Origin of the sequence: Ochrobactrum vermis (genome assembly GCF_002975205.1) — a bacterium.
Classification (GTDB): Bacteria; Pseudomonadota; Alphaproteobacteria; order Rhizobiales; family Rhizobiaceae; genus Brucella; species Brucella vermis.
Genome location: NZ_PCOC01000001.1, coordinates 884,114 through 910,929, shown reverse-complemented (window position 1 = coordinate 910,929; position 26,816 = coordinate 884,114). Strand labels below are relative to the sequence as shown.

The following is a 26,816-nucleotide window of genomic DNA, read 5'->3' as shown; positions in this document are numbered from 1 at the left end:
ATGCGTGCAAATCGGATTAGCTCCGCCATGGATTGCATGGAGGAGTGGCATGAAGAACGTTCTGATCACCGGTGGCAGCCGCGGCATCGGTCGCGCCACAGTTTTGCGCAGCGCGGCGGAAGGCTGGTCGGTGGCCCTGAACTATGCGGGGAACGAACAGGCTGCACAGCAGACCGTGGCTGAGGCGACGAAGCTCGGAGCGAAAGCGCTGGCAGTCCGGGGCGACATATCCAGCGAACATGACGTCATCGCCATGTTCGACAGGGCCGAAGCCGAACTCGGTCCGCTGAACGGCGTTGTTTTGAATGCCGGCATTGTGGCGCAAACCATGTCCCTTGTGGACATGAGTGCCGAACGTCTGAAAAACATGTTCGACGTGAATGTTTACGGCACCTATCTGTGCGCGCGTGAAGCAGCACGCCGCCTACAGCCGGACAGTGCCATCGTCATTGTTTCATCGATGGCCTCGCGACTTGGCTCACCCTTTGAATATGTGGATTATGCCGGGGCGAAAGGTGCCCTCGATACACTGACCACCGGTCTCTCGAAGGAGCTTGCATCAAAGGGCATTCGCGTCAATGCAGTGCGCCCCGGCCTGATCGATACCGACATTCATGCCAGTGGCGGCAATCCGGATCGTGCGGCCAAATTGGGCGCTAGCACGCCGGTTGGACGGGCTGGCAAGGCGGAGGAAGTCGCGGAAGCCATCTTCTGGCTCCTCAACGACGCCCCTGCCTATGTAACCGGAACATTCATCGACGTTGCCGGGGGGCGTTAAACTGTATTCCGGCTCTATTTCTCGCGCAGCTGGTAAGTTTCAGCGATGTAGCGATAGCCTTCGCCTTCCCGCTTGAGATAGGCCAGTGCCGGAAACGGCATATGGTAGCCGATGAACGGAAGCCTTTCGGTCGCAATCATGTCGAACATGCGCTTGCGCGTCTGTACGGCGGCTTCCTTGTCGATATCGAAGGAAACGTGCCATTCGGGTCGCTGCAACGTAATCACGAAATGGTTTGCCGTATCCGAGACCAGCATCAGCGATTTGCCGCCCGTTTCAACGCGGAAAGCCAGATGACCCGGCGTATGGCCATAAGCTGCCACGGAATGAATACCGGAAACGACCTCGCTGTCATCGCCCAGGAAGGTCATCTTTTCAGCCAGAGGCTTGACGTTCTTGGCCACCATTTCGGCGACTGTCTTTGCCGGACTGTCGAGCCGGGCTGGATCGGTCCAGAAGTCGAATTCCTTCTGTCCGGCGGCGTAACGCGCATTGGCGAAGGCCGGCTTGCCGCCCTCCATCAATCCACCGATATGGTCGGGATGGAAATGGCTCAGCACCACCAGAGACAGATCTTCAGCCTTGTAGCCTGAAGCTTCGAGCGCACTGGTCAATTTTCCCAATCCCGCTTCGCGGGCTCCTGCTCCCATACCGGTGTCAAACAGGACAAGCTCCTTGCCCGTATTGATGAGCACCGGCGTGAAGCTGTTGACGAAACGGTCGGCGGGCAGAAGGTTTTCCTCGAGAAGCGCGGCGACCACCTTCGGGTCCTGATCGACAGCATATGTCTTTTCGGGCGCTTCGCCTGCCCTGCGCCCATCGGAAAGCGTGGTGATCTCGAAATCACCAAGTTGAAAGCGATGGAAGCCTGGATTTTCTATCTGCGACGGGGGTTGCACTTTGGGACTGCCTGTTTCGGCTGCTGCCTTGGCGAGCTCCAGAGGTGACAAGGCCAATCCGGCTCCAGCAGCAGATGCTGTAACAATGAAATTACGTCTTGAGATGGTCATCGATCGATCTCCCGGCATAATCTATGGGTAAGAACGACAGGATACCCGAAAAAGCTCGCTGATACATGGGATGGGTGATCAAGTTTCTGTTGGACCATAACAATGATGCCCCTCTTGCCTCGCTGCTCAAGAATCACTATTTACAAGGCCGCGCGGGACGACCCGTGCCTGTGTTCGCTTCGGGGACGGCCCCATAGGAGGGTGTCCTATGGCAGGGCCGATCGAACAATTCGCAATCAAGCCCATCGTTGAACTTGGCGAAATCGGCGGCCAGCCGGTTGCTTTCACCAATTCTGCACTCTTCATGGTCCTGACAGTGCTGGGCGCGGCTGCGTTCATGTTCCTGTCGACCCGCCGGAGTGCTGTTGTTCCGGGGCGCTGGCAGTCCTCAGCCGAAATCCTCTACGAATTCGTGTCGAAGACACTGCGCGAGAACGCCGGGGAAAAAGGCATGGCCTTCTTCCCCCTCGTCTTCTCGCTGTTTCTGTTCATCCTGTTTGCCAATCTGATCGGCATGTTCCCGTATGCCTTCACGGTAACGAGCCACATCATCGTAACATTTGCGCTGGCCATGCTCGTCTTTTTGACGGTCACGATCTACGGTCTCGTGCGGCATGGCTTCAGGTTTTTCCGGCTGTTCATGCCTGCAGGCGTGCCAGTCGTGCTTGCACCGATCATCGTGCCCATCGAAATCATGTCCTATATCTCGCGTCCGGTCAGCCATTCGGTTCGTCTGTTCGCCGTCATGCTTGCCGGACACATTACGCTGAAAGTCTTTGCAGGTTTTGTCATCGGGCTGGGCAGCCTTGGAACGCTCGGCATGGTCACGGCCGTGCTGCCGCTTGCAATGACCGTCGCACTGACCGCACTCGAATTGCTGATGGCGGTCATTCAGGCTTACGTATTTACTATGCTGACCTGCATGTATCTCAACGATGCACTGCATCCGTCGCACTAGAGCATGTCTCCCGAAAGTGGGAACCGGTTTCGGGATAAAGACATGCGTAAAAACAAACGAATAGAGCGCACCCGAAAAGTGTGAAACGGTTTTCGGGGGTACACTGAACAAAAGACTTTGCGGGAAGGACGACCTTCCCGCTTCCTCAACGAACGGGACGGCCCGTTCAGAACCCTTATGAGGGAGCATTTAAATGGCATGGATTTATCTGGGACTGGCCGGAATTCTTGAAGTCGTCTGGGCCTATTTCATGAAAAAGTCGGAAGGGTTTTCACTTCTGACACCGAGCGCCATCACTATCGTGACGATGATCGGCAGCTTCATTCTGCTGTCCATCGCCATGCGCAGCCTGCCGCTTGGCACGGCCTATGCAATCTGGACCGGTATCGGTGCGGTGGGTGCATTTCTGGTGGGCATATTCATTCTCGGTGAGGCTGCAACCTTCTTCCGCGTCGCAAGCGTGTCACTGATTCTTGCCGGTATCATCGGATTGAAGCTCTCATCCACCTGATCGAGCCCGCTCGCAAAAGAAAAGGGAGGCGTCAGCCTCCCTTTTTTTCGTATAACCCAAGACAGGTCAACGCACCTGGTCGAGAAGCCGCTTGCATTCAAGAAGATCGAACAATGCCTCTTGCAGGAGCGAGCGGTTGTCCTTCGAAGCCCGCTTTCCGTCGGCTCCGATGGGGCCATCTTCCTCGCCCTTCAGCAGACCAAAGAGCTTGCGAGCCGGTTGCGGCGCCTTGATACCGCTCGGCAGAGCCATTTCATTGTCTGCCGCCTCTTCGGCGGCACGCTTATCGGCAGCAGCCTGCTTCTGGCGTGTGATCGCCTCAATCGCCTGCACGTCGCCATTACCAAGCGCGATGATGAACTGGGCGTTGTTTTCGCGGAGCAGACGCTGCACGCCCTTGATCGTATAGCCCTGATCGTAGAGCAGATGGCGAATGCCCTTGAGCAATTCGACATCGAGCGGCCGATAGTATCGGCGCCCGCCGCCGCGCTTCATAGGCTTGATCTGGGTAAAACGCGTTTCCCAGAAACGCAGCACATGCTGCGGAAGATCGAGATCATCCGCTACTTCGCTGATCGTCCTGAATGCATCAGGGCTCTTGTCCATTCCACTTGCCCTTTCCAGTGGTTCGGGTTTCGCCATCACGGCGCAACCTTGCCGATCCAGATAGTTCAAACTCGTTGCCAACGCGAACGCGTCTGCTACATAAAAGGCGCTTGTCACCATCGGATTTTAAGAGACGGGAGTTAACAATCTCCAGCGTGCCAAAAGGCACTGCTTAAACGTCATTCAAAACCAGACGGCGTTCAACACAAAACCATTTCTGAGAAACGTATCGCCTCTCAGATTTCAATATCCGCGAAGCGATTCGCTCCGCCAATTCCATTATATAATATCAGAGCTTTATAAGCATCCCTTCACGCAGAGCGGAAGACGACAAGGTCGCCTCCTGGTCTGTCAGGGCCTATCCGGGACAAAACGCGATCATCACGCCCTTCAAGAACCGGACGGCTGAAACAAACAACTTCTCCGCGCGTGGCCATAGGCCAGGCACGGAAACGATGTCAGCTTTGCAATGATGATGCCAAAAAACAAAAACGCCGCCCAATGGGCAGCATTTCAGTCATTACTTCTGGCTTTTGGTTTCGCGCTTCTGGTGTTCCTGCAGAATACGCTGCTTGAGAACGTTGGAAGCTTTGAACGTCATCACACGACGAGGAAGAATCGGAACTTCCTCGCCTGTTTTCGGATTACGGCCAATGCGCTCGTTCTTGTCGCGAACCTGAAATGTCGCGAAAGACGACAATTTCACGGTTTCGCCGTTGACGATAGCGTCACAGACTTCGTCGAGGATCATCTCGACAAGAGCCGCCGACTCCGTTCTGGAAAGGCCTACCTTCCGGTAAACAGCCTCTGCCAGATCAGCTCGCGTGACCGTTTTACCTCCCATGACCGAACCTGCCTGGTTAGCGTTTGAACAGATAATATCCTTACGTGACAGGACGTTACACAAATAAAAGCGTAACGGTCAAGCCGCGAGTTTCATCACGGCAGATCAAATTTGTTGCTTAGGGTCAGGACTTCCCCAATTTGATAGAAATGACACCTGAAATGACGAGAGCAGCAAGGAGGAACACGACGGACGGGGTGGTTCCCCGGTCAGGCGGTTCGACGCAGCAGATCGCCAGTCATTTCGGTGTCCGAAGGATGTAGTCAATCCGTCCGGCTACTTCGTCGAAAAGGCTCGAAAATGAACCACATTCCCGTCGCCTTTTCGCCTCGTATCCAAACGGATGGCTCACACCATTTCTGTCAAATTGAGGGGGTCTGCCCCTACCAGCGCAACAGAACCGCGCCCCACGTAAATCCGCCGCCCATGGCCTCCAGAAGAACGAGGTCGCCCTTCTTGATACGGCCATCCGCAACAGCGGTCGCCAGCGCCAGCGGAACGGATGCCGCAGAGGTATTGCCGTGGCGGTCCACAGTGATGACAACCTTGCTTTCAGCGATATTCAGCTTCTTCGCGGAAGCGTCGATAATGCGCTTGTTCGCCTGATGCGGGACAAACCAGTCGATATCCTCGGCAGTAAGGCCGGTTTCTTCGAACGAAGCCTCGATAACGTCCGTAATCATGCCGACAGCATGCTTGAAGACTTCACGGCCTTCCATACGCAAATGACCGACCGTCTGGGTCGTCGATGGACCGCCATCGACATAAAGCTTTTCCTTGTGATTGCCGTCCGAGCGCAGATTGGCAGCGAGAACGCCGCGATCCGAGGTCAGCCCATTGCCCTCGGCAGCTTCCAGAACCAGCGCACCGGCGCCATCGCCGAACAGAACGCAGGTCGTGCGGTCGTTCCAGTCAAGGATACGCGAGAAGGTTTCTGCGCCGATGACCAGAACGCGCTTCGCCATGCCGCCGCGAATATAGAGGTCCGCAGTCGTGACAGCATAGATGAAGCCGCTGCAAACAGCCTGCATATCGAATGCAAAGCCACCGGTGATTCCAAGCTCACGCTGGATTTCCACGGCACTTGCCGGAAAGGTGTGGTTGGGTGTCGAGGTGGCCAGAAGAACGAGATCAATATCGGTCGGCTGCAAACCGGCATTCTCGATAGCTGCGCGCGCCGCCGCAGCGCCGAGCGAAACGGTGGTTTCGTCGTCGCCTGCGATATGGCGCTCACGAATACCCGTGCGCTGCACGATCCACTCGTCCGAGGTTTCGATAATACCTTCGAAATCGGTATTCTTCATGACCCGCTTCGGCAACGCCGAACCGATACCCCGCACGACAGATCTTATCATCTCTTATTTCCTGTCCTTATGCGACCGGCGCAGCGAACATGCACGCGCGCAGTCGAGAATTCTGGCCCTACACATAATCGGTAAAAGTTACTTCACCGCTTCGGTGCCGAAAAAATAATCGGCAACCCCAAATCTTTTCCAAATGCATCTTCCGGATGGCGTTGCCGGAATTATGCCTTCGCAGCCTCGCCACCATCATTCGAAACATGCGGATGACTGTGGTGGAAATGTGCCAAATCAGCCTCGATCTTTTCCAGCAGGCGATTTCTCACCATGTCGTAGCCGACTTCCACTGCCGAGCTGAAGCCCTCGGCATTTGCGCTGCCATGGCTTTTGATGACGATTCCGCTAAGCCCGAGAAAGACGCCGCCATTGACCTTGTTCGGATCCATCTTTTCGCGAACGCGATCAAATGCGCCCTTAGCAAAAATATACCCGATCTTCGCAAGCCATGTGCGCGTCATTGCCTGCCGGAGCAGTGTGGCCATCTGGCGTGCCGTACCTTCGGCGGTTTTCAGTGCGACATTGCCCGTGAAGCCTTCCGTCACGACAACATCGACAGTGCCCTTGCCGATATCGTTGCCTTCAACAAAACCGGTATAGTGCAATCCCTCAAGCGGCATATCGCGCAGAATTTGTGCGGCTTCCTTGATCTCGTCGAGGCCCTTGACCTCTTCCGTACCGACATTGAGGAGACCAACGGTCGGCTTGCGTATCTCGAAGAGGGCGCGCGCCATACCGGCGCCCATCACAGCATAATCCACAAGCTGACGCGCATCGGCACCAATGGTGGCACCCACGTCCAGGACAACACTTTCACCGCGCAAAGTCGGCCATATGGCAGCTATTGCCGGACGCTCGACATCTGAAAGCATACGCAGGCAGAATTTTGACATGGCCATCAGTGCGCCGGTATTTCCGGCTGAAACACAGACATCGGCATCGCCCGTCTTTACTGCTTCAATCGCTTGCCACATGGACGATTTGCCGCGACCAGAGCGAAGCGCCTGACTTGGTTTGTCATCCATTTTAACCGCAACCTGACTAGCGCGGAATTCGGATGCAGCCTGCAGTTTTGGATAACGTGCCAGCACAGGCTCGACCTGACCGGCCAGCCCGAAAAAAATGAACCGGATGTCAGGATGGCGTTCAAGTGCCTTCGCCGCGCCGGGGATGACCACTTCTGGGCCAAAATCACCGCCCATCGCGTCAATCGAAATTTTAATCACTCTTGATTATTCCTGTGCGATCCCTGCCCCTGCCCTGCATTTGCAGCAGACAGGTTTTCGGCGAAAATAGTGTTTTTGCGTTTCCGCACAACCAAATTCTATCAAACTCACTGTGAATTACGGCTTCTTCTGCCATTCTGAAAGTTTCGCAAACGGCGAAACTGGCTCTTCATCGCCGTCGTCGTCCCCGAAAACCCTCGATTCGCTTTCGTCAGGCAGGCCCGGTTTGCGAGGATAAGGATCGATGGCGAGATCGAAAAATTCCTCCGCAATCGCACCGACGTCGATCTTGTCGCCGGCAAAAACTTCCGGAATGTCCGCCCCCTCCGCATCGAGCAGCATTTCGCCGCTTTCATCAAGCTGAATCCGCGCAAGCCGCGAATTTTCCGGCACGAAGATCGTGTCGACTTCTTCGCCGATACTATTGGTCATCGGCTCCAGCGTCACAATGCAGGACTGCACGATTTCCGCATCGATGCGACCGCGCACCCGGATACCGTCTTTTTTCCACGGCGTGATCAGAAATTCCGCAGTGAACGCGTTTACGGCTTCGAGCCCATGTTCTGCCGCGAGCGCTGCGCGCTCTTTCTCATCCGTACCTATTTTCACCGTTATGCCTTTTTGCGGCAGGTGAAGAACCGGAACAGGATAGGTGAGCGCCGGCTTATCAGTCATTCTCATTGGCCTCTTCAGCAGTTTTTTTGGCGCAAAGTCCATCTTTGACGCGCATCTTGTCCGAAAACCGTTTCACACTTTTCAGGATGCGCTCTTATCTGCATCCATATAGGAAATGTCGCCTGCCGCCAAAGCATCGTCCGCAATTTTTTGCAGATGATCGCGGCACCCCAGAACATATTCACTTAAATGGCGAGCATGTGGCCAGAATTCGAGATCCGGGCGGATATTTCGCGTCAGTGCCGCAGCCAGCGCCTCTGCATCATTTGCATCCAGCGCCTCACTATAAGCCGCGACGCGGCCATAAAACATACGCGCGAGCTTCTTCATGCGCTTTGGTACGCCCTGATCGCCGATGCCCAGCTCGCGCAGCGAATGGTCGACATCCTTGAAAAACTCGTCGGCAACTTCCTGTGCCAGGTTGGCAAGCGCCACATTTTCTCCCCTCATGCGATGAAGGGCGAGGAAAATATGCACGGAAAGCATTTCATAGCGACCGAGCGGCGTATCGGGCACCTGAAATTGTGCATAAAATCGCTTTTGCCGCGCCGCTGCCACGATCACCTCGTAAACGCGAAGCAGAATTGCCTCGTTTGCTTTCGATTTGCGGCGGAATAGTTGGAGAATCATGTCCGTACGACCGTTCCAGTTGCATAAATAAGCAAGGTGGTTTACCGAAGTTCTCCCGACGGCGAAAGTGCCGCGCTGATTTAGAATGTATGGAGAGGTCTTTGTTGCAGCGAATTTTTCCAAGTGCATCCTCTGGCGTACGCAAGCAGCGTGCTCTTCTCGCAGGCACTGCAATTCTCGTCTCATTGGCTCTTGCCGGATGCAACACCGCGTCTACGCTTAACCCGTCCGAAACGCTGACAGAGGGTTACGTACTCGACCAGCAGGCACTCGATTCGGTGCCGGTAGGTTCCAGCCGCGAGCAGGTGCTTCTGGCGCTCGGTACGCCCTCCACCACCGCGACCTTCGATAATGAAGTCTTCTATTACATCTCGCAGAAGCGTTATCGCGCCGCGCAGTTCATGAAGCCGAAGATCATCGAGCGGCAGATTCTCGCCATCTATTTCGACAAGGACGGCAAGGTCGAGCATATCGCCAATTACGGCCTGAAAGACGGCAAGCTGTTCGACTTCGTATCACGCACCACGCCGACAGGCGGCAAGGACCAGACCTTCCTTGGCCAGATCATTCAGGGTGTTTCCAAGGCCCCGACATCGTTGCCGGGCGCTGCAGGCGGCGCCAACAACTGATCCGGTCGGATAGCTACAAACAGAAAACCCGCCTTCACGGCGGGTTTTCTTTTTTGGAGCCCATTCATTCCGTCAGGACATATGCGCCAGCACAGCCAGGAGCAGAAGGGCCACGATGTTGGTGATCTTGATCGCCGGATTGACCGCAGGACCAGCCGTATCCTTGTAGGGATCGCCGACCGTATCGCCAGTCACCGACGCCTTGTGCGCTTCCGATCCTTTCAGATGTTTCACGCCATCGGCATCAGTAAACCCGTCTTCGAAGCTCTTCTTCGCATTGTCCCATGCACCACCGCCGGACGTCATGGAAATCGCCACGAACAGGCCATTGATGATGACACCGAGAAGCGATGCACCGAGCGCCGCAAAGGCCGCAGCCTTCGAGCCCGAGATGAGCAACACGCCGAAATAAACAACAATCGGTGCCAGCACAGGCAGAAGCGATGGGATGATCATCTCCCGGATCGCAGCCTTGGTCAAAAGATCGACCGCACGAGCATAGTCCGGGCGTTCCTTGCCTGTCATAATCCCCGGCTTTTCACGGAACTGGCGTCGCACTTCCTGCACAACCGCGCTGCCTGCCCTGCCGACGGCCGTCATCGCCATGCCGCTGAACAGATAAGGGATCAAACCGCCGAAGATCAAGCCAGCAACCACATAGGGGTTTGAGAGGTCGAAGGAGACAGGCCCCATATCGGCGAAATATGGATATGTCTGTCCGTTGGCCGCGAAGTAGGCCAGATCGTTGGAATAAGCCGCAAACAGCACAAGCGCGCCAAGACCCGCCGAACCGATGGCATAGCCCTTTGTAACAGCCTTGGTGGTATTGCCGACCGCGTCAAGCGCATCGGTGGCCTTGCGGACTTCCGGGTCGAGACCAGCCATTTCCGCGATGCCGCCTGCATTGTCCGTAACCGGGCCGAAGGCATCGAGCGCCACGATCATGCCTGCAATGCCGAGCATGGCAGTGACGGCGATAGCCGTACCGAACAGGCCCGCAAGCTGGTAGGTCGAAATAATGCCGCCAACAATCACAATTGCGGGCAAAGCCGTGGATTCAAGCGAAACCGCCAGCCCCTGAATGACATTCGTGCCATGTCCCGTCACCGATGCCTGCGCGATGGAATTCACCGGGCGCTTGTTGGTACCGGTATAGTATTCCGTGATCACGACGATCAGACCGGTCACGATCAGGCCAACCAGGCCGCAGATGAAGAGATTGGAGCCGGTAATGCTTTTGCCGGCCACGGTTCCGATTTCACCCCAGCCAATGGTCAGCGTGTTGGCAACGGCAAGACCGACAATGGAAAGCAGGCCCGTTGCGATCAGCCCCTTGTAAAGCGCGCCCATGATGGAGCCATTTACACCGAGTTTGACGAAGAACGTGCCCACGATCGACGTGATGACACAGGCACCGCAGATCATCAGCGGATAGAGCATGACGCTCGGAAGAACGTCCGATCCATTGAAGAAGATCGCGCCGAGAACCATGGTCGCGACGACCGTTACCGCGTAAGTTTCGAACAGGTCGGCGGCCATGCCTGCACAATCGCCGACATTGTCGCCGACATTATCCGCAATGGTTGCAGGATTGCGTGGATCATCCTCAGGAATACCGGCTTCTACCTTGCCGACAAGATCGCCGCCAACGTCAGCGCCCTTGGTGAAAATACCACCGCCAAGACGCGCAAAGATCGAGATCAGCGATGCGCCGAAACCGAGCGACACCAGCGCATCGATAACGGTGCGGTCCGAAGGCGAATACCCAAGCCAGACGGTGAGAATGAAATAGTAGACGGAGACGCCGAGCAGCGCGAGCCCTGCGACCAGAAGACCGGTGATGGCCCCTGACTTGAACGCCAGTTCAAGCCCTCCGGCGAGGCTGAGCGAAGCTGCCTGCGCGGTGCGTACATTGGCGCGCACCGAAACGTGCATCCCGATAAAGCCGGTGACACCCGACAGAACCGCCCCGATCAGGAAGCCGATTGCGGCACTGATCGACAGCAGATACCAGGCTGCCAGAAAAACCACGACGCCGACAATTGCAATCGTCGAATATTGTCTGGTGAGATAGGCTGAGGCACCCTCGCGGATGGCTTCAGCAATTTCCTGCATGCGTTCCGTCCCCTGATCGGCTGCAAGAACCGAGCGGATCGCCCATATGGCGAAAAGAACGGAAACCACGCCGCAGGCAATGACGAGAACTAAGACTGCCACTCCCATTTGCATAAAGGCCAACTCCCATTGAGCGCATCCCGAAAAGTGAAACGGTTTTCGGAAAAGATGCGCGGCCAATCAGACAATTGGAACGCCGATCCGTTGCAAACAGACCGAAATACGCTCCACAGCTCGCGCCGGCTACCGTCAGATCGCGAACCGCGATTGCCGGCAGGCACATGCGCAGGATAGGCCCGAAAACCCCTCCCCGGACCCGATTGAGCGGCATGGAAGTGCCTGAAGCCAATACAAGATACCGGGCTTCATCGGTATATTCACGTTTGGAACTTACGCCTTGGAATCAATCAATTGGCGCGATTCCTTGCATTTCAGCATTCTCAATGCCGCATGACCAACATGCGAAACGGTTTAACAAACGTCAAGTCGTTCTTTGCCAGCGTACAATGAAAGAAGGGCTGCGATTTCTCACAGCCCTTTTTTCATATTTAATGTCGCTTAAGCCGGATCAGCGCGGCTTCACGCCACGGCTCTCGCCGCGAATGACAAATGCGAGACGATCAAGCACGGCATTGACCAGTTTCGGCTCGTCTTCCGTGTAGAAAGCCTTGGCGATATCGACATATTCCGACACGATCACAGCGGTCGGCACGTCCTTGCGCGTCTGCAATTCCCAAGCGCCAGCGCGCAGAATGGCACGCAGCGTCGAATCGAGACGCGACAGTGGCCAGTCTTCCGTCAGCGCCTGATGGATCAACGGATCGAGCTTGAGCTGTTCATCGACGACACCGGCCACGATTGCGCGAAACCACTGCGGATCGGCATCGAGATATTGCGTGCCGTCCACTTCCTTACCGAGACGGAAGGCTTCGTACTCGGCCACCACTTCCAGAACGCCTGTCCCGGCAACATCCATCTGATAGAGCGCCTGGACCGCAGCAAGACGGGCAACGCCGCGCTTGTTCGCCGTGCGTGGAAGATTTGGGGTCGGACGGCCTTCGGTAGAAGAATTCATAATGATCAGACTCCGAACTTCTTGCGCAGATCGATCATGGTCAGCGCAGCGCGGGCAGCAAAACCGCCCTTGTCCTTGTCTTCGCGGCGGGCGCGAACCCATGCCTGCTCTTCGTTCTCGACCGTCAGAATGCCGTTGCCGATGGCAATGCTTTCCTCGACCGACAGATCGGTGAGTGCGCGGCAGGATTCATTGGATACTATATCGAAGTGATAGGTTTCACCACGGATAACCGTGCCGAGCGCGACAAATCCGTCATATTCTTTGCCGCCATTCTCTTCGCCATCGAGAGCAAACGAGATAACTGCCGGAACTTCCAGTGCACCGGGAACCGTCACCACGTCATAGGTTGCCCCTGCCTCATCCAAGGCTGCCTTTGCGCCATCCAGAAGCGCGTCGGCAAGATCATCGTAGAAACGCGCTTCAACAATAAGCAAATGCGGCGCATGCGCCTCGTGCTTGGACATGAGAGACTCCATGACAAATTTTGCGGACCGCAACGATTGCGGTCAACGCTTAAAATCGGGATATGCTTTTACAGCCTGGGAATTTAGGCTGTAAGCCTATTTCTGATATTGCGCAAGCCTTGCTGCGTAACGTGCCAGCTGGTCGATCTCGATATTCACCTTGTCGCCCGCTTTCCGCTCGCCCCAGGTCGTGACTTCAAGCGAATGGCGGATCAAAAGCACATCGAACTCACTCCCATTCACGCCGTTGACCGTCAGCGAAGTTCCGTCGAGAGCGACTGAACCCTTCTGGGCGATGAATGGTGCCAGTTCTTCCGGTGCGCGCAGGGTGAACCGCACTGCGTCGCCCTCTTCCTTGCGCTCGACGATTTCAGCCTGCCCGTCGACATGACCTGAAACAAGATGACCGCCCATTTCGTCGCCAAGCTTCAGCGAGCGTTCCAGATTGATGTTCCGTCCGCTCTGCCACTTGGAGATCGTGGTCAGGCGAAGCGCTTCTTCCCATGCCTCAACCTCGAACCAGCGCGCATTCGTGCCTTTTTCCGGAAGAGCCACCACCGTGAGGCAGACACCGGAACAGGCGATCGATGCGCCAAGCTCGATCGTTTCAGGATCATAAGCGGTCTCGATACGCAGAAGAACGCCTTCGTTCAGCGGCTTGATCCGGTCCACCTTGCCGATATCGGTAATAATGCCTGTAAACATCAACTCTTCCTTACATATTCTGCATAGGCATCGTCGCCATAGCGAGCCTGCCTCAGAATTTTGAACTTGTCTGCGATATGGGTTGCAAGCCCGTCCACGGCAACCCCGTGTTCCGGGCCGATTTCAATCGGCGAGCGGAAGATCGCAAGCCGGTCGACCAATCCCTCTTCCAGAAAGCTCTTGGCAACACCTGCTCCACCCTCAACCAGAACCGAGGAAATGCCCTGTGCGGCGAGATCGTCCATCAGTTCGGGCAAGGCGATACGGCAATCATATGCTTCGGTTGCAAGAATGCGACAACCGGCAGCCTTCAACTCATAGCGCCGCTCCGGCGATGCCTCTTCGCCACAGGCGACCCACAAGGGCTGGGCATCAGCGGTACGAACAAGCTTCGAGGAAAGCGGCAGGCGCAATCCGCTGTCGAGCACCACACGAACAGGCGAGCGCTGTTCCAGCCCCGGCAGACGGCAGTTCAACACCGGATCGTCAGCAAGTGCTGTTTCTATACCAATCAGGATCACATCGGTTTGCGCTCGCAGAATATGCGATTGCGCACGTGCAATCGGCCCCGTTATCGCGACCTGTCCCTCGCCCCGGCGACCGATCATGCCATCGGCGGAAAGCGCAAGTTTCAGAATCACTTCCGGGCGTTTTTTTGCAGAACGATTCAGATAACCGGCAAGATCGTCGGCAGCCTGTTCGGCGAGAATGCCGGGCACGACCTCAATCCCTGCCTCGCGCAAAATGGCGAAGCCTTTTCCGCTGACACGCTCGTCCGGATCGGTCGCGGCAACTACGACACGCGCCACCCCTGCCCGCACCAGAGCCTCCGCGCAGGGCGGCGTGCGTCCGTGATGTGCACATGGCTCCAGCGTCACATAAGCCGTCGCGCCGCGTGCGGCCTCTCCCGCATCTGCCAGTGCCTGCGGCTCGGCATGGGGCCTGCCGCCAATTGCGGTTACACCGCGCCCAACGATGACACCATCCTTGACAAGGATCGTTCCGACGGAGGGATTGGTGCCAGTCAGCCCTTTATGACGCCGCGCATGACGGATCGTCGCCTCCATGAAGCGAACATCATCGGGAGTTGCGTTCGAAGGCGGAAACTTGCTGCCAGTCATGCTTACGTGTCCAGATCGTCCTCGGCTTCAGCGACTGTCAGTTCATCGATGACGTTGTGGAAGTCGACAGCCTGGCTGAAATTGCGATAGACCGACGCAAAGCGAATATAGGCGATATCGTCGATGCCTTTCAGCGCATCCATCGCCAGCCGTCCGATTTCGTCGGATGTCACCTCCGCCTCGCCCGAACTTTCAAGCTGACGGACAATGCCGGAAATGGCGCGTTCGACCCGGTCGCTATCGACATCGCGCTTGCGCAGCGCCACCTCGATGGACCGCGTGAGCTTGTCACGATCAAAGGGGACCCGACGCCCGCTTTTCTTCACAACCATCAGGTCGCGCAACTGCACGCGCTCAAACGTCGTGAAACGACCGCCGCACACTGAACAGACACGGCGTCTGCGAATGACCGCGCCGTCTTCCGCAGGGCGGGAATCCTTCACTTGCGTATCTTCAGACTGGCAATAGGGACAACGCATGGAACACTTTCGACTTTAACTGGAACACCCTCGCAGCGAGGCACGGGCGAGAAGGTAGCCTATATGTGGGATCGCTCACGATACAACCGCAAGAGCATCATCCCGACAACCGATTCCCGTCGATCATAGCCCATTAGCGGCAATGGACCTACCGGCTGCGACACTAAAAAATCCTGCGAAAAAGCCCCGCTCAACAGAGTTGAAACGGGGCTTCATCTTAATCATGGAAACGGGCTTAGCCCTGATAGTCGTACATCGGGAAACGGGCGGTCAAGGCCATGACCTTTTCCTTCACGGCCTGTTCGACAGCAGCGTTGCCCTCGTCGGAATTGGCAACTTTGAGGCCGTCGAGAACTTCGGCGATCAGCGAACCGATTTCCTTGAATTCCGCAACACCGAAACCGCGGGTCGTGCCGGCTGGCGTGCCGAGACGGACGCCGGAGGTGACAAACGGCTTTTCAGGGTCAAACGGAATACCGTTCTTGTTGCAGGTGATATTGGCGCGTCCAAGAGCTGCCTCAGCACGCTTGCCGGTTGCGTTCTTCGGACGCAGATCGACCAGCATCAGATGGTTGTCAGTACCACCGGAAACGATATCAAGGCCATTCGACTTCAGTTCTTCCGAGAGCGCGCGCGCATTGTCGACGACGTTCTTGGCATAGAGCTTGAACTCCGGCTTCAGCGCTTCACCGAAGGCAACAGCCTTGGCGGCGATGACGTGCATCAGCGGGCCGCCCTGAAGACCTGGGAAAACAGCCGAATTGAACTTCTTCGCCAGATCGGCATCATTGGTGAGGATCATGCCGCCGCGCGGACCGCGAAGCGACTTGTGCGTCGTCGTGGTGCAGACATGTGCATGCGGAACCGGCGAAGGATGAACGCCACCGGCAACCAGACCAGCGATATGCGCCATATCGACCATGAGATAGGCACCGACTTCGTCGGCGATTTCGCGGAAGCGCTTCCAATCCCAGACGCGCGAATAGGCCGTACCACCTGCGAGGATGAGCTTCGGCTTGTTCTCACGTGCAAGGCGGGCAACTTCGTCCATGTCGAGCAGATGGTCGTCCTGACGGACGCCATAGGACACGACGTTGAACCACTTGCCAGACATGTTGACCGGCGAACCGTGCGTCAGGTGACCACCCGAATTGAGGTCGAGGCCCATGAACGTATCGCCCGGCTGAAGAAGCGCGAGGAACACAGCCTGGTTCATCTGGCTGCCGGAGTTTGGCTGAACATTGGCGAATTCGCAGCCGAAGAGCTTCTTGGCGCGTTCAATCGCCAGTTCTTCGACAACGTCCACATACTGGCAGCCGCCGTAATAGCGCTTGCCCGGATAGCCTTCGGCATATTTGTTGGTAAGGATGGAACCCTGTGCTTCCAAAACAGCGCGCGAAACGATGTTTTCCGAGGCGATCAGCTCGATTTCATGGCGCTGACGACCGAGTTCGTTGCGGATTGCACCGAAAATCTCGGAATCGATGTCCTCGAGGCTTGCATTGAAGAAAACGTCGGAAGACGCATTCTTGGCGGCGGCGTTGGCTTGAGACATGTTTCACACCCTCCGGGTTAGCCGGTAAAAGCTATATGGATGAGGCGCATTATCACACTTGAACGCACAAGGCCAATGGTCGCAAAGCGAAAAGCTTATTCCAAAATGCGGCAAACCGATTTGATAAATGAGCTGAAACGAAAAAGCCGCCCGGAACGAGTCCGGACGGCTTGGAAAACTTCAACTCCCGATAAGAATCAGGTGTCCGTACCGAGTGCGAGTTCGGTTGCGCCGTCCATCTTGTAGATGTCGTCGCGGAACTGCACTACGCCGTCGCCAGTGGACCAGGCCGTAATGTAGACAAAGTGCAACGGAACCGGATCGGCAAGCTGGATCGGCGTATTCGTGCCGGACTTGATGGTGCTTTCGATGTTCTGACGATCCCAGCCAGCAGTGTTCTTCAACAGCCATACATCGAGATCGCGCACATTCTGGACGCGAACGCAGCCCGACGAGTCGAAGCGCATGAGCTTGTTGAAATAGCTCTTCTGCGGCGTGTCGTGCATATAGACTGCATGCTGGTTGTGGAAATTGATCTTGGTCGAGGACATGGCGTTGATCTTGCCCGGGTCCTGACGGAACATCAGCTTTACAGCATCGTCCGTATTCCAGTCGATGGTTTCCGGCGCAACTTCCTGGCCCGACTGATCGTAAAGACGGATCTTGTTCTTCGCCAGATATTGCGGGTCTTTCCGCATCAGCGGAATGATGTCCTTCTGGATGATCGACTTCGGCGCGGTCCAGTAAGGATTGAGAATGACTTCGTGGATTTTCGAATTGAGGATCGGCGTCTGGCGGTCGATCTTGCCGACAACCGCCGTATGGCGCTGCACGACGCTGCCGCCTTCAACTGCCTCGATGCGCGCAGCCGGGATGTTGACCATCACGAAACGCTGTTCCTGCAGCCCCTGATTGGCCAAAGGCGAAAGGCGCTGCAGATTGGTCTGAAGCTGGCCGAGGCGCGTGTTCACGTCCACATTCATGGCCGCATAGGTAAACTGCCCCATGACGCCGTCGGCAGGCAGGCCGTGACGGGACTGGAAGCGCTTCACGGCAGCATCGACATAGGTGTCGAAGGAGCTGGAAAGTCCTGCTTCCTGTGGCAGATCGCCAGAAATCATGAGGCGCTTGCGCAGCGCCTGTACAGACGGATCGGTGACGCCGATCTGGAGCTTTGCGTTACCCGGAACGCTCGGCCAGCCGCCGCGACCGGCAATATCGGTATATTGCGCGATAGCGGTCTGGAGGTTGCCGACCGTCTGCGGGCTCAAAACCGGCTGATTGGTTGCGACCCGCTGACCACCCGTTGCACGAGCGTCAAACTGATCGGCCCAGTTGCCGCGGCGCGACGATGCAATAACGTCAGTCAGAGCTTGTTGAGCGTAAGCCGAGGAAACCATGGCGGAGGCTGCCACGGTAAGGCCGGCGGTTGCCGCGCCGCGCAGGAAGCGGCGGCGGTCGGCCCTGAAAGCATCGGCTGGTCTGTCGGTCTTGGTCATTTTGCTTAGTCCCAAAAGGCTAGCCGCTCGCGCGGGATCTTCCCAGAGAATATCAGCAATAGGTCAACAAGGCGATATCCGGACTGCAAGCAATGCAGATGCTCGCTCTCCGAAATTCGATTTCGAGCCCATTCCTGACTGAAGTTGGCACAATCTTGCCCGTGCCCATTCTAAAACGCTTATGTCGGTTTTTATGGCTTAATCATGTCGCAGGGCCTGAATTTCAAGCCATGCGCCTTACGATTGGGAGCTTCACAGCGCCTTATTCTTCTCAATGGCAGCCTGTTGTGACAGTTCTGCAACAAAGCTTTCAGTCAGTCAGCAATACCGTTGTTTGTTAGAGCCGATAAGCGATGCTGTCGTTCCAGAAGCGGTCGAGACGCTGCAGCGACTTGTTCATCGCCGTGAATTCGTCAACCTGAATGCCACCAACCTGCTCGATCGAGGAGATATGACGTTCGTAGAGCGAGGCCACCTGATCGGCAATCTCATTGCCCTTGTCCGTCAGGCTGACGCGCACCGAACGACGGTCAACACGTGAGCGCTGATGATGGATGAAGCCCATTTCGACCAGCTTCTTCAGATTGTACGAAACGTTGGAGCCGAGATAGTAACCGCGCGAGCGCAGTTCACCGGCGGTCAGTTCCGAATTGCCGATGTTGAACAGCAGAAGAGCCTGCGTCGCATTGATATCGCTCTGGCCGTTGCGGTCGAACTCGTCCTTGACGACGTCGAGCAGGCGGCGATGCAGGCGCTCGACGAGCTGGAGTGCTTCCAGATAAAGCGAGCGAAGTGCAGTTTCCGGTGTCGTGAGCGGAGCGGATATGTCCGTCTTGCGCTGTGCGTTGATCATTTCTTTTGCCTCTCTGCCGGAGCCGCATTCCATGAAACCATGATGCAGCTCTCTTCCTGTTTTATGCGGTGTATTGTTTCTCACCGTTCTGAGAGGAATTTAGGGGAGATGCATAAAATTCGACTTAAAAGTCAGCCTTAACAGTAACTTACCGGCGAGATTGGCTATTCAGGCTTAATGTTTGCTTACTTCACGCCATTCATGGGGCTTGATCTGGATGTACTGGATCAGCGCAAAAATGCCGGTTTTCCGGGTGTTCGCAAGGTCGCCACATTAAACTTTCGTCATTTGAGAAGTGTCTCGATAGCGGCTAGATAATCGCCATCAACAATCCATTGGAGGGACCCATGGCGCTTCGTCTTGCACAATATCTTGTGGTCGGCGGGCTGTTAAGCTTTACCGGCTTTACGAGTTTCGCTCACGCCGAACCGGTTACCGCAGCTCCGCAACTGACCATGTATAAGGATCCCTATTGCGGCTGCTGCGAGGGTTGGGCTGAACATATGAAAGACGCCGGCTTCAATGTGACGGTAAAAGTCGAGGAAGCGATGGACACCGTAAAGGCAAAGTATGGCGTCGATGCCAATCTTGCCTCATGCCACACGGCCGTCGTCGATGGATATGTCATCGAAGGCCATGTTCCAGCCGGTGCGGTGAAGCGCTTGCTGGCAGAGCGTCCGCAGGCAACGGGCCTGACTGCACCCGGTATGCCGATGGGATCGCCGGGTATGGAAATGCCTGGCAGCAAGGCTGATACCTATGATGTCCTGCTCTTCAAAGGCCAGATGACGAAACCCTTCGCCCGCTATGAAGGGACGCAGGCGCTTTAACTGTTTGTTGTGAAAGCATCTTTTCCGAAAACCGTTTCACACTTTTCGGGATGCGTTCGAAAGTCAGACCGGCAGGCTCGCACGGGCCTGCCGCCTTTTCTCGAAAAAGAGCAAAATGCGAAAGACGATGTAGATGCCAATACAGGCCGCGTTGAACCCGACGGTCAGCGGCTTGTATTCGAAATGCCGGGAAAAAACGGAATAGATGGCGATTTCGCCGAGTGCCGCCACGAACCACAGCACAGGCCCCCAGGGCGCCCGCATCCACAGTCCCGTCGCCGCTACAGGCATCAAAACCGCCAGCGCGACAACGGCCGTCTGCCACGGCCACGGCATCAGATCGAAACGCCAAAGAAGCCCCGGGTGAATACCGATCAGCCTGATCCAGTAAAAAACGCCGCTCGCCAGAGCCACAAGGGCGAGTAACCGAACGAACCATGTGAAAGCCCATTCGGTTCCGCTCGGCTGGGTATGCTGGCGCAGCTCGTTCATATACATCAAAAGGTCAATTCCTTGTCGCCCAGATTTGCGAAATATGCATTGACCTGTTCGGGCTTCACTTCATCGAGCGTTGCGGGTTTCCAAGCTGGCGCACCGTCCTTGTCTATGAGCAACGCGCGAACGCCTTCATAGAAATCGTGCGCCTCCAGCATGCGGTTGGCAATACGGTATTCCATACGCATGCAATCATCGAGATCGAGCGGACGGCCATCGGCAATCTGGCGGAAAGTCACCGCAACGCTGGTCGGCGAACGCGTGGCAATAACCTTGACTATATCCATTGCAGCTTTGCTACCCGCTTCGGCTTCTTTTTCCAGTGCAGCCATACAATCGGCAAACGTTGCGCCGGAAAAGCAATCTGCAATGATCTGCCGCGTTTCGACGGATGTTTCAAAATCGGGATACTGGCTGCGTGTCAGCGCCGCATCAATGTCGGCGGTCGCAATCATGTCGTCCCGTAAATCATGCAGATCACTTGCGGCTACGGCGTGTGTCGCGATACCGCTCTGCAGGCAGTCGCCCCAGCGGATGCGATTACCGGTCAGCGCCAGATAATATCCGAAATTGTCATGCAGATGCGGCAGGAACGCGCTGCCACCCACATCCGGGAAGAACCCGATTCCGGTTTCAGGCATGGCGAACATGGTGTTTTCCGTCACGATGCGATGCGAACCATGGACGGAAATTCCTGCACCGCCACCCATGACAATCCCGTTGATCAGCGAGATATAGGGCTTCGGATAACGGCCAATGCGCGCATTGAGCCTGTATTCGTCACGGAAGAACTCATAGGCGGGCTCTCCGGCCTGACCGGCCTTGAAAGCGGCAACCACGTCGCCGCCCGCGCAGAACGCGCGTCCCTCGCCTTCGAGAATGACGCAAGCCACTTCAGGGTCGTCTTCCCAGGCCTGCAAGGCGCGATCCAGCGCCAGAATCATATTATGCGTGAGCGCATTGAGCGCGTCGGTCCGCGTGAGCTTCACAAGCCCCGCTTTTCCCTTGCGTTCAAAGCTGATTTCGCTGCCACCGCCGAAGTCAATCTGCATGTCGTGTCTCCCGTTCCATCAAATGGGTAGAAAGTGAGACGCCCCGCGTCAATCCTGCACAGGTCAATGTTCTTGGTTTAACCACTTTTCCCATGATAAACGGTGCGCATCCGATACCTGCCTTGAGAGTTCGTATTCCAAGGCTTCAATTCTCGGGAATAGTTTCATGACCGATCGTCAGTCCAAATACCTGCCCGCCAATATCAGCCAGCACGTCGATGACGTGACAGGCAGCAGACGCCTGCGCCGCATGCGCAAGGCCGACTGGTCGCGCAGGCTGGTGCAGGAAACCCGGTTGACGGTCGATGATCTCATCCTGCCTTTCTTCCTGACCTATGGAACCGGCGTTGCGGAGCCTGTGGAAGCAATGCCCGGTGTCGAACGCTATTCGGTCGACATGGCCGTTCGCATGGCGGAAAAAGCCGCCAAGCTCGGCATTCCAGCCATTGCCCCCTTCCCGCGCGAAAAGCTGGAAGTAAAAACCGAGGATGGCGCCTTCGTCGCAAGCCCGGACAACCTGATCAATCGAGCCGTGCGCGCAATCAAGAAGGAAGTGCCGGAGATCGGCATCATCACCGATGCCGCGCTCGATCCCTTCACCACGCATGGCCATGACGGCATCCTGCGCGACGGTGAGATCATCAATGACGAATCGGTCGCCATGGTGGTTCGAGGCGCACTTTCACAGGCTGAAGCTGGCGCCGATATCATTGCCCCATCCGATATGATGGACGGTCGCGTTGGTGCCGTGCGTCAGGCGCTGGACGAGCATGGGTTCTGCCACCTGCCGATCATGTCCTATGCCACCAAATTCGCTTCGGCCTTCTATGGTCCTTATCGCGACGCCATTGGCACCCAGGGACTGCTGAAGGGCGACAAGAAGACCTATTATCTCGACCCGGCCAATCCAGAGGAAGCCGTTCGAGAGGCCGAACAGGATATTGCCGAAGGTGCGGATATGCTGATGGTCAAGCCGGGCCTGCCCTATCTCGACATCATCCGCCGCCTGAAGAGCGAGTTCCGCCTTCCCACCTATGCCTATCAGGTATCGGGCGAATACGCGATGATCAAGGCGGCCGGGATTAATGGCTGGATCGACGAAGAAAAGGTGATGATGGAGAGCCTTCTGGCGTTCAAGCGCGCCGGTTGCGACGGAATTCTTACTTACTTCGCAATCGAAGTGGCTGAAAAGCTTAAGCAACAGGGCTGAGCAGTAACTCCCGCCGGTACGAATTCATCAAATTTCCTTGAAACCGCCGGTTTTGGTTCCCATGTTGATGACTGTTCCGCTGAGGTAGCGGGACAGCGCCGGTTGTCACACTCCCCCGGACGCTTCCTTGGAAACGACTGGAAGGAAACATGTCCGACCATATTCTGCACGGCGAAGTCATGGGTCCGCGTTATGAAAGCCGCGCATTCTTTGAAGGCGTGCGTACACGCCGCATTATGGCTTTTCTTATCGATTACCTGATTGTCTTTCTGCTTTGCATCCCTGCGGCAATCGTCATTGCAATCCTCGGCATCATTACGCTGAGCCTTGGCTGGATGCTCTACGGCATCATGTTTCCCATGGTAGCGCTGTTTTACATAGCGCGCACTTTGGGCGGACCACAGCAGGCCACCAAGGGCATGCAGATGATGAACCTGAAACTTGTCCGGCTCGAAGGCGGCACGGTCGATCCGATGCTCGCAATCGTTCATACGGTCCTGTTCTGGGGTCTCAATGTAGTTCTGACGCCGCTGATCCTGCTTGCCACGCTGGTTCTCGACCGCAAGCGCACCGTGCATGACCTGTTGCTTGGCACGGCTGTCATCCGTTCGGATCGATAAACGCATAGAGCGCCGTTGCGTCCTTTTGGACGCACAAACGACGCTCTGAGCCATTAAATCGACGCATCGTGCTTTCCGAAAGTCGATTCAGATTTTCGGGCCGATGCTTCAGATCAAAAAAATTCAGAGCCGGCTGCGCAAATGCCTATTGACGTTTTGTGCCGTCGGCTCAATCCTTAGAGATAGTATCGTGATGGTTTCGGTATTGCCATTTCGTGGATATTGAATGACCCATCAACCGCAACAGTCTCCGCAGTTCTTTCTGACAGCTCCGTCGCCCTGTCCTTATCTCGAAGGTCAGATGGAGCGAAAAGTCTTTACGCATCTGGTCGGTGACAAAGCGAACGAGATCAATGATCTTCTGACCCAAGGCGGATTCCGCCGTTCCCAGAATATTGCCTATCGCCCGGCCTGCGAATTGTGCAGAGCCTGCATATCCGTTCGCATCCTTACCGACGAATTCAAGATGACGCGCAATATGCGCCGCGTCTGGACGCAGAACAGTGACCTGATCGGGCGCGTGCACAAGGCACAGCCCAGCACTGAACAGTATGCGCTTTTCCGCGACTATCTCGATGCGCGCCACCGTTCGGGCGGGATGTCGGACATGACCGTCCTCGACTATGCGATGATGATCGAGGATACACATGTGAACACGCAGATCATCGAATATCGCAAGCGCGGTCCGGAAAGCTTCATCAGCGCCAAGGGCGACGGTGAACTGATCGCAGTAGCACTCACCGACGTGATGGCCGATGGCCTGTCGATGGTCTATTCGTTCTTCTCACCGCATATGCATGACCGCTCGCTTGGCACCTATATGATCCTCGATCATATTCAGCGCGCGCATGCTGCAGGTCTGCCGCATGTCTATCTCGGCTATTGGGTCGAGGGATCCCGCAAGATGCAGTATAAAATCCGCTTCACGCCGCAAGAGCACCTCGGCCCTCGCGGCTGGCAGCGGTTTGAAGGCTAGACATGGAAAAGGCGGCATCTGCCGCCTTTGTTATTAAGCCGTTTGCGCAGTGTGTGAATCAAAAAGCGGCAGGCCGTGGCGAAACTGGTGATTTCGAGAGCCGGCGCGCAGCGTACATTTGGTACGTGAGCACCGGAAGCGCAGAAATTGCCATTTGCAGACCGGCATGGCGACTTTTAGATCAGACACTTAGAACTTGCCCGAACGCGGAAAGCCTTTCGGCACGGCTCGCCCGGCGGAAGCGCGTGCGCCGATCCACTCGACCAATTCTTCCTTGTTGCGTGTAAAGGTTCGTTCTGCCGAATCCTGCCAGGAGAGCCCTTCACCGATCGCAAATGTGCGAATGTCTGAAATGCCGCCATCCTTGTACTTCTGCAGACGCACGCCCTTGCCGCGTGTCATTTCCGGAATGTCGGAAAGCGGGAAGACCACCATCTTGCGGTTCTCGCCGACGACGGCGATATGATCGCCCGAAACACGCTGGCAAAGCTTTGCCTCGTCCGGCGCCTTGACGTTCATCACCTGCTTGCCCTTGCGGGTATTGGCGACCGCCTCGTTCTCGGGAACAATGAAACCGTTACCCTCGTGGCTGACGAGCAGCAGTTTTGCAGACGGATCATGCACAAAGGCCGTCAGAATATCCTGGTCGTTTTCCATATCGACGAGAATGCGGATCGGTTCGCCATGGCCGCGACCGCCAGGGAGCGTATTCGCGCCGATGGTGAAGAACTTGCCGCCCGTCGTGAAGAACAGAAGCTTGTCCGTCGTCTCGGCATGGAAAGCGAGCTTGAGCTTGTCGCCCTCCTTGAAGGCAAGCGTCGAGAAGTCGGCCAGATGCCCCTTCATCGCACGCAGCCAGCCCTTCTCCGAAACCACGATGGTGACCGGCTCGCGCTCGATCATCGCCTGATGAATGTCTTCGAGATCATGGGTCGGCGCATTGGCAAAGGTGCTGCGGCGTTTGCCAAGCTTGGTCGTCGGGCCAAATTTCTCGCGGACGGCTTTGATTTCAGCGCTGATCTTCTTCCACTGGCGTGTACCGGAAGCGAGCAGCCCTTCCAGTTCAGACTTCTCGGCGCTCAGGCCGTCAAATTCCTTGCGGATTTCAAACTCTTCAAGCTTGCGCAAGGAACGCAGGCGCATGTTGAGAATGGCTTCGGCCTGATTATCCGTCAGATCGAAGAACCGCATCAATTCCTGCTTCGGCTCGTCCTCCTCGCGGATGATACGGATGACTTCATCGAGATTGAGATAGGCTTTCAGGAAACCACCAAGGATTTCCAGTCGCTTCTCGATTTCTGCCAGACGGTATTCGGAACGGCGAACAAGCACTTCCTTGCGATGGTCGAGCCACTCGCGCAGAACCGCGCCCAGCGACAGGACGTTCGGCACCTTGCCATGCGACAGCACGTTCATGTTGAGTGAAACGCGGTTTTCAAGCTCTGTCAGCTTGAACAGCGATTCCATCAGCAATTCCGGATCGACCGTCCGGTTTTTGGGCTCCAGAACGATACGGATGTCTTCCGCCGACTCGTCGCGAATGTCGTCGAGCAATGGTAGCTTCTTTGCCAGCAGCAGCTCGGCGATCTTTTCGATCAGACGCGATTTCTGCACCTGATATGGAATTTCGGTGATAACGATCACCCAGGTGCCGCGATTGCCCTCTTCTTTCTCCCAGCGGGCGCGAACGCGAAATGCGCCGCGACCCGTGCGATAGGCGTCGAGGATATTGCCGTGCTCTTCGACAAGGATGCCACCCGTCGGGAAATCCGGGCCACGCACCTTGCATTTCAACAGAGCGGCCGGATCGGTCTCGGCTTCGCGCTTCAGTTCTTCCCATTGCTCCGGCGAGGTAACAAGTTCCTCCACCGGCGCGTCAGGATGATTGATCAGATAAAGCGCCGACGAGCAAAGCTCCGCCACATTGTGCGGCGGAATGTTGGTCGCCATGCCGACCGCGATGCCCGCAGAACCGTTTGCAAGCAGGTTCGGGAAAGCGCCCGGAAGAACGATCGGCTCCTCGTCTTCCTCATTATAGGTCGGACGGAAATCGATGGCGTTTTCGTTGATGCCTTCCAGCAGCAGCGTCGCCACTTCCGTCATGCGCGCTTCGGTGTAACGCATGGCGGCAGCGTTATCGCCGTCGATATTGCCGAAATTGCCCTGCCCGTCCACGAGCGGATAACGCACTGCAAAATCCTGCGCCAGACGCACCAGCGCATCGTAGATCGACGCATCGCCATGCGGGTGGAACTTACCCATCACGTCACCGACGATACGGGCGCATTTCGCATAGGCCTGATCGGGATTGAGGCGCAGCAGACGCATAGCGTGCATGATGCGGCGATGCACCGGCTTCAAGCCGTCGCGCACGTCCGGCAGCGCACGATGCATGATCGTGGACAGCGCATAAGCGAGGTAGCGTTCCTCGAGGGCCGATTTAAGATCGACCTTTTCGATGTGTTCTTCGCCGTCACCCGGCGGAATCAGACTTTTTCCCATATCTCTCAGTACCAACTGCGCGATTCGCCAGCAAGAG

At 56.3% G+C, this 26,816-nt stretch carries 27 protein-coding genes; 8 read left to right on the top strand and 19 right to left on the bottom strand.

Features of this window, described 5'->3' with window-relative positions:
- Positions 1-49 precede the first annotated feature (49 nt).
- Positions 50-778: an SDR family oxidoreductase gene (locus CQZ93_RS04400; protein WP_105541506.1), complete on the top strand. Its 729-nt coding sequence runs from the start codon at positions 50-52 to the stop codon at positions 776-778.
- Between the two features lie 14 nt (positions 779-792).
- Here the strand turns inward: CQZ93_RS04400 and CQZ93_RS04395 are convergent, their stop codons facing one another.
- Positions 793-1,788 (bottom strand): MBL fold metallo-hydrolase, encoded by a 996-nt coding sequence (locus CQZ93_RS04395; protein ID WP_105541505.1) that lies wholly within the window; start codon positions 1,786-1,788, stop codon positions 793-795.
- Positions 1,789-1,996: 208 nt separating this feature from the next.
- Here CQZ93_RS04395 and CQZ93_RS04390 point away from each other — a divergent pair, with 208 nt between their 5' ends.
- Both CQZ93_RS04390 and sugE read left to right on the top strand, forming a co-directional pair.
- Entirely contained in the window at positions 1,997-2,746 is a 750-nt protein-coding gene (locus tag CQZ93_RS04390; protein WP_105541504.1) for a F0F1 ATP synthase subunit A, read from the top strand.
- Positions 2,747-2,939: 193 nt separating this feature from the next.
- A complete protein-coding gene (sugE, locus tag CQZ93_RS04385; RefSeq protein ID WP_105541503.1) occupies positions 2,940-3,257 on the top strand; it encodes a quaternary ammonium compound efflux SMR transporter SugE in 318 nt (105 codons plus the stop codon).
- Between the two features lie 66 nt (positions 3,258-3,323).
- On the opposite strand, the gene CQZ93_RS04380 is transcribed toward sugE, so the two are convergent.
- The 6 genes from CQZ93_RS04380 to CQZ93_RS04355 form a co-directional block, all read right to left on the bottom strand.
- On the bottom strand, positions 3,324-3,863 hold the full coding sequence (locus CQZ93_RS04380; RefSeq protein WP_105543171.1) for a MerR family transcriptional regulator: 540 nt from the start codon (positions 3,861-3,863) through the stop codon (positions 3,324-3,326).
- A gap of 520 nt (positions 3,864-4,383) precedes the next feature.
- Complete coding sequence (locus tag CQZ93_RS04375; RefSeq protein WP_010661102.1) at positions 4,384-4,707, bottom strand: integration host factor subunit alpha; 324 nt, start codon at positions 4,705-4,707, stop codon at positions 4,384-4,386.
- A gap of 383 nt (positions 4,708-5,090) precedes the next feature.
- On the bottom strand, positions 5,091-6,062 hold the full coding sequence (locus tag CQZ93_RS04370) for a beta-ketoacyl-ACP synthase III (protein ID WP_105541502.1): 972 nt from the start codon (positions 6,060-6,062) through the stop codon (positions 5,091-5,093).
- 170 nt (positions 6,063-6,232) lie between these two features.
- Positions 6,233-7,291 (bottom strand): phosphate acyltransferase PlsX, encoded by a 1,059-nt coding sequence (gene plsX / locus CQZ93_RS04365; RefSeq protein ID WP_105541501.1) that lies wholly within the window; start codon positions 7,289-7,291, stop codon positions 6,233-6,235.
- A gap of 117 nt (positions 7,292-7,408) precedes the next feature.
- Positions 7,409-7,966, bottom strand: coding sequence for a YceD family protein (locus tag CQZ93_RS04360; protein ID WP_105543170.1), 558 nt, complete (start codon positions 7,964-7,966; stop codon positions 7,409-7,411).
- An 81-nt stretch (positions 7,967-8,047) separates the two neighbouring features.
- Positions 8,048-8,596 carry a ubiquinol-cytochrome C chaperone family protein gene (locus CQZ93_RS04355; protein ID WP_105541500.1) on the bottom strand — a complete coding sequence of 183 codons (549 nt, stop codon included), beginning with the start codon at positions 8,594-8,596 and terminating at the stop codon, positions 8,048-8,050.
- A 101-nt stretch (positions 8,597-8,697) separates the two neighbouring features.
- Here CQZ93_RS04355 and CQZ93_RS04350 point away from each other — a divergent pair, with 101 nt between their 5' ends.
- Complete coding sequence (locus CQZ93_RS04350) at positions 8,698-9,225, top strand: outer membrane protein assembly factor BamE (protein ID WP_105541499.1); 528 nt, start codon at positions 8,698-8,700, stop codon at positions 9,223-9,225.
- Positions 9,226-9,297: 72 nt separating this feature from the next.
- On the opposite strand, the gene CQZ93_RS04345 is transcribed toward CQZ93_RS04350, so the two are convergent.
- The 9 genes from CQZ93_RS04345 to ldtR form a co-directional block, all read right to left on the bottom strand.
- A complete protein-coding gene (locus CQZ93_RS04345; RefSeq protein WP_105541498.1) occupies positions 9,298-11,454 on the bottom strand; it encodes a sodium-translocating pyrophosphatase in 2,157 nt (718 codons plus the stop codon).
- Positions 11,455-11,908: 454 nt separating this feature from the next.
- A complete protein-coding gene (nusB, locus tag CQZ93_RS04340; protein ID WP_105541497.1) occupies positions 11,909-12,415 on the bottom strand; it encodes a transcription antitermination factor NusB in 507 nt (168 codons plus the stop codon).
- A gap of 5 nt (positions 12,416-12,420) precedes the next feature.
- On the bottom strand, positions 12,421-12,882 hold the full coding sequence (locus tag CQZ93_RS04335; RefSeq protein WP_105541496.1) for a 6,7-dimethyl-8-ribityllumazine synthase: 462 nt from the start codon (positions 12,880-12,882) through the stop codon (positions 12,421-12,423).
- 96 nt (positions 12,883-12,978) lie between these two features.
- Complete coding sequence (locus CQZ93_RS04330; protein ID WP_105541495.1) at positions 12,979-13,587, bottom strand: riboflavin synthase; 609 nt, start codon at positions 13,585-13,587, stop codon at positions 12,979-12,981.
- Complete coding sequence (ribD, locus tag CQZ93_RS04325; RefSeq protein ID WP_105541494.1) at positions 13,587-14,708, bottom strand: bifunctional diaminohydroxyphosphoribosylaminopyrimidine deaminase/5-amino-6-(5-phosphoribosylamino)uracil reductase RibD; 1,122 nt, start codon at positions 14,706-14,708, stop codon at positions 13,587-13,589. The genes CQZ93_RS04330 and ribD overlap by 1 nt, the downstream gene beginning before the upstream one ends.
- 2 nt (positions 14,709-14,710) lie before the next feature.
- The gene (gene nrdR / locus CQZ93_RS04320; protein ID WP_105541493.1) at positions 14,711-15,187 is read right to left on the bottom strand and encodes a transcriptional regulator NrdR; all 477 of its coding nucleotides are present in this window, start codon (positions 15,185-15,187) and stop codon (positions 14,711-14,713) included.
- A 235-nt stretch (positions 15,188-15,422) separates the two neighbouring features.
- The gene (gene glyA / locus CQZ93_RS04315) at positions 15,423-16,742 is read right to left on the bottom strand and encodes a serine hydroxymethyltransferase (RefSeq protein WP_105541492.1); all 1,320 of its coding nucleotides are present in this window, start codon (positions 16,740-16,742) and stop codon (positions 15,423-15,425) included.
- Positions 16,743-16,939: 197 nt separating this feature from the next.
- The gene (locus CQZ93_RS04310; RefSeq protein ID WP_105543169.1) at positions 16,940-18,241 is read right to left on the bottom strand and encodes a L,D-transpeptidase family protein; all 1,302 of its coding nucleotides are present in this window, start codon (positions 18,239-18,241) and stop codon (positions 16,940-16,942) included.
- Between the two features lie 337 nt (positions 18,242-18,578).
- The gene (gene ldtR / locus CQZ93_RS04305) at positions 18,579-19,094 is read right to left on the bottom strand and encodes a transcriptional regulator LdtR (RefSeq protein WP_105543168.1); all 516 of its coding nucleotides are present in this window, start codon (positions 19,092-19,094) and stop codon (positions 18,579-18,581) included.
- A gap of 347 nt (positions 19,095-19,441) precedes the next feature.
- Between ldtR and CQZ93_RS04300 the strand changes: the two genes are divergently transcribed.
- Positions 19,442-19,924 carry a DUF411 domain-containing protein gene (locus CQZ93_RS04300; RefSeq protein WP_105541491.1) on the top strand — a complete coding sequence of 161 codons (483 nt, stop codon included), beginning with the start codon at positions 19,442-19,444 and terminating at the stop codon, positions 19,922-19,924.
- A gap of 63 nt (positions 19,925-19,987) precedes the next feature.
- Here CQZ93_RS04300 and CQZ93_RS04295 read toward each other — a convergent pair whose 3' ends face one another.
- Complete coding sequence (locus tag CQZ93_RS04295) at positions 19,988-20,422, bottom strand: DUF6163 family protein (protein WP_105541490.1); 435 nt, start codon at positions 20,420-20,422, stop codon at positions 19,988-19,990.
- Positions 20,422-21,471: an enoyl-CoA hydratase/isomerase family protein gene (locus CQZ93_RS04290; RefSeq protein WP_105541489.1), complete on the bottom strand. Its 1,050-nt coding sequence runs from the start codon at positions 21,469-21,471 to the stop codon at positions 20,422-20,424. The genes CQZ93_RS04295 and CQZ93_RS04290 overlap by 1 nt, the downstream gene beginning before the upstream one ends.
- A 166-nt stretch (positions 21,472-21,637) precedes the next feature.
- On the opposite strand from CQZ93_RS04290, the gene hemB reads away from it, so the two are divergent.
- From hemB to CQZ93_RS04275, 3 genes are all read left to right on the top strand, one after another.
- Positions 21,638-22,681 carry a porphobilinogen synthase gene (hemB, locus tag CQZ93_RS04285; RefSeq protein ID WP_105541488.1) on the top strand — a complete coding sequence of 348 codons (1,044 nt, stop codon included), beginning with the start codon at positions 21,638-21,640 and terminating at the stop codon, positions 22,679-22,681.
- Positions 22,682-22,830: 149 nt separating this feature from the next.
- Complete coding sequence (locus tag CQZ93_RS04280) at positions 22,831-23,301, top strand: RDD family protein (protein WP_105541487.1); 471 nt, start codon at positions 22,831-22,833, stop codon at positions 23,299-23,301.
- A gap of 226 nt (positions 23,302-23,527) precedes the next feature.
- On the top strand, positions 23,528-24,277 hold the full coding sequence (locus CQZ93_RS04275) for an arginyltransferase (RefSeq protein WP_105541486.1): 750 nt from the start codon (positions 23,528-23,530) through the stop codon (positions 24,275-24,277).
- 189 nt (positions 24,278-24,466) lie between these two features.
- On the opposite strand, the gene CQZ93_RS04270 is transcribed toward CQZ93_RS04275, so the two are convergent.
- The gene (locus tag CQZ93_RS04270) at positions 24,467-26,779 is read right to left on the bottom strand and encodes a DNA topoisomerase IV subunit A (protein WP_105541485.1); all 2,313 of its coding nucleotides are present in this window, start codon (positions 26,777-26,779) and stop codon (positions 24,467-24,469) included.
- Positions 26,780-26,816: the final 37 nt, after the last annotated feature.

Coding starts and splice junctions, on each gene's coding strand:
- CQZ93_RS04400 (WP_105541506.1), top strand. CDS start 50: ATGAAGAACGTTCTGATCACCGGTGGCAGCCGCGGCATCGGTCGCGCC.
- CQZ93_RS04395 (WP_105541505.1), bottom strand. CDS start 1,788: ATGACCATCTCAAGACGTAATTTCATTGTTACAGCATCTGCTGCTGGA.
- CQZ93_RS04390 (WP_105541504.1), top strand. CDS start 1,997: ATGGCAGGGCCGATCGAACAATTCGCAATCAAGCCCATCGTTGAACTT.
- sugE (WP_105541503.1), top strand. CDS start 2,940: ATGGCATGGATTTATCTGGGACTGGCCGGAATTCTTGAAGTCGTCTGG.
- CQZ93_RS04380 (WP_105543171.1), bottom strand. CDS start 3,863: ATGGACAAGAGCCCTGATGCATTCAGGACGATCAGCGAAGTAGCGGAT.
- CQZ93_RS04375 (WP_010661102.1), bottom strand. CDS start 4,707: ATGGGAGGTAAAACGGTCACGCGAGCTGATCTGGCAGAGGCTGTTTAC.
- CQZ93_RS04370 (WP_105541502.1), bottom strand. CDS start 6,062: ATGATAAGATCTGTCGTGCGGGGTATCGGTTCGGCGTTGCCGAAGCGG.
- CQZ93_RS04360 (WP_105543170.1), bottom strand. CDS start 7,966: ATGACTGATAAGCCGGCGCTCACCTATCCTGTTCCGGTTCTTCACCTG.
- CQZ93_RS04355 (WP_105541500.1), bottom strand. CDS start 8,596: ATGATTCTCCAACTATTCCGCCGCAAATCGAAAGCAAACGAGGCAATT.
- CQZ93_RS04345 (WP_105541498.1), bottom strand. CDS start 11,454: ATGCAAATGGGAGTGGCAGTCTTAGTTCTCGTCATTGCCTGCGGCGTG.
- nusB (WP_105541497.1), bottom strand. CDS start 12,415: ATGAATTCTTCTACCGAAGGCCGTCCGACCCCAAATCTTCCACGCACG.
- CQZ93_RS04335 (WP_105541496.1), bottom strand. CDS start 12,882: ATGTCCAAGCACGAGGCGCATGCGCCGCATTTGCTTATTGTTGAAGCG.
- CQZ93_RS04330 (WP_105541495.1), bottom strand. CDS start 13,587: ATGTTTACAGGCATTATTACCGATATCGGCAAGGTGGACCGGATCAAG.
- ribD (WP_105541494.1), bottom strand. CDS start 14,708: ATGACTGGCAGCAAGTTTCCGCCTTCGAACGCAACTCCCGATGATGTT.
- nrdR (WP_105541493.1), bottom strand. CDS start 15,187: ATGCGTTGTCCCTATTGCCAGTCTGAAGATACGCAAGTGAAGGATTCC.
- glyA (WP_105541492.1), bottom strand. CDS start 16,742: ATGTCTCAAGCCAACGCCGCCGCCAAGAATGCGTCTTCCGACGTTTTC.
- CQZ93_RS04310 (WP_105543169.1), bottom strand. CDS start 18,241: ATGACCAAGACCGACAGACCAGCCGATGCTTTCAGGGCCGACCGCCGC.
- ldtR (WP_105543168.1), bottom strand. CDS start 19,094: ATGATCAACGCACAGCGCAAGACGGACATATCCGCTCCGCTCACGACA.
- CQZ93_RS04300 (WP_105541491.1), top strand. CDS start 19,442: ATGGCGCTTCGTCTTGCACAATATCTTGTGGTCGGCGGGCTGTTAAGC.
- CQZ93_RS04295 (WP_105541490.1), bottom strand. CDS start 20,422: ATGTATATGAACGAGCTGCGCCAGCATACCCAGCCGAGCGGAACCGAA.
- CQZ93_RS04290 (WP_105541489.1), bottom strand. CDS start 21,471: ATGCAGATTGACTTCGGCGGTGGCAGCGAAATCAGCTTTGAACGCAAG.
- hemB (WP_105541488.1), top strand. CDS start 21,638: ATGACCGATCGTCAGTCCAAATACCTGCCCGCCAATATCAGCCAGCAC.
- CQZ93_RS04280 (WP_105541487.1), top strand. CDS start 22,831: ATGTCCGACCATATTCTGCACGGCGAAGTCATGGGTCCGCGTTATGAA.
- CQZ93_RS04275 (WP_105541486.1), top strand. CDS start 23,528: ATGACCCATCAACCGCAACAGTCTCCGCAGTTCTTTCTGACAGCTCCG.
- CQZ93_RS04270 (WP_105541485.1), bottom strand. CDS start 26,779: ATGGGAAAAAGTCTGATTCCGCCGGGTGACGGCGAAGAACACATCGAA.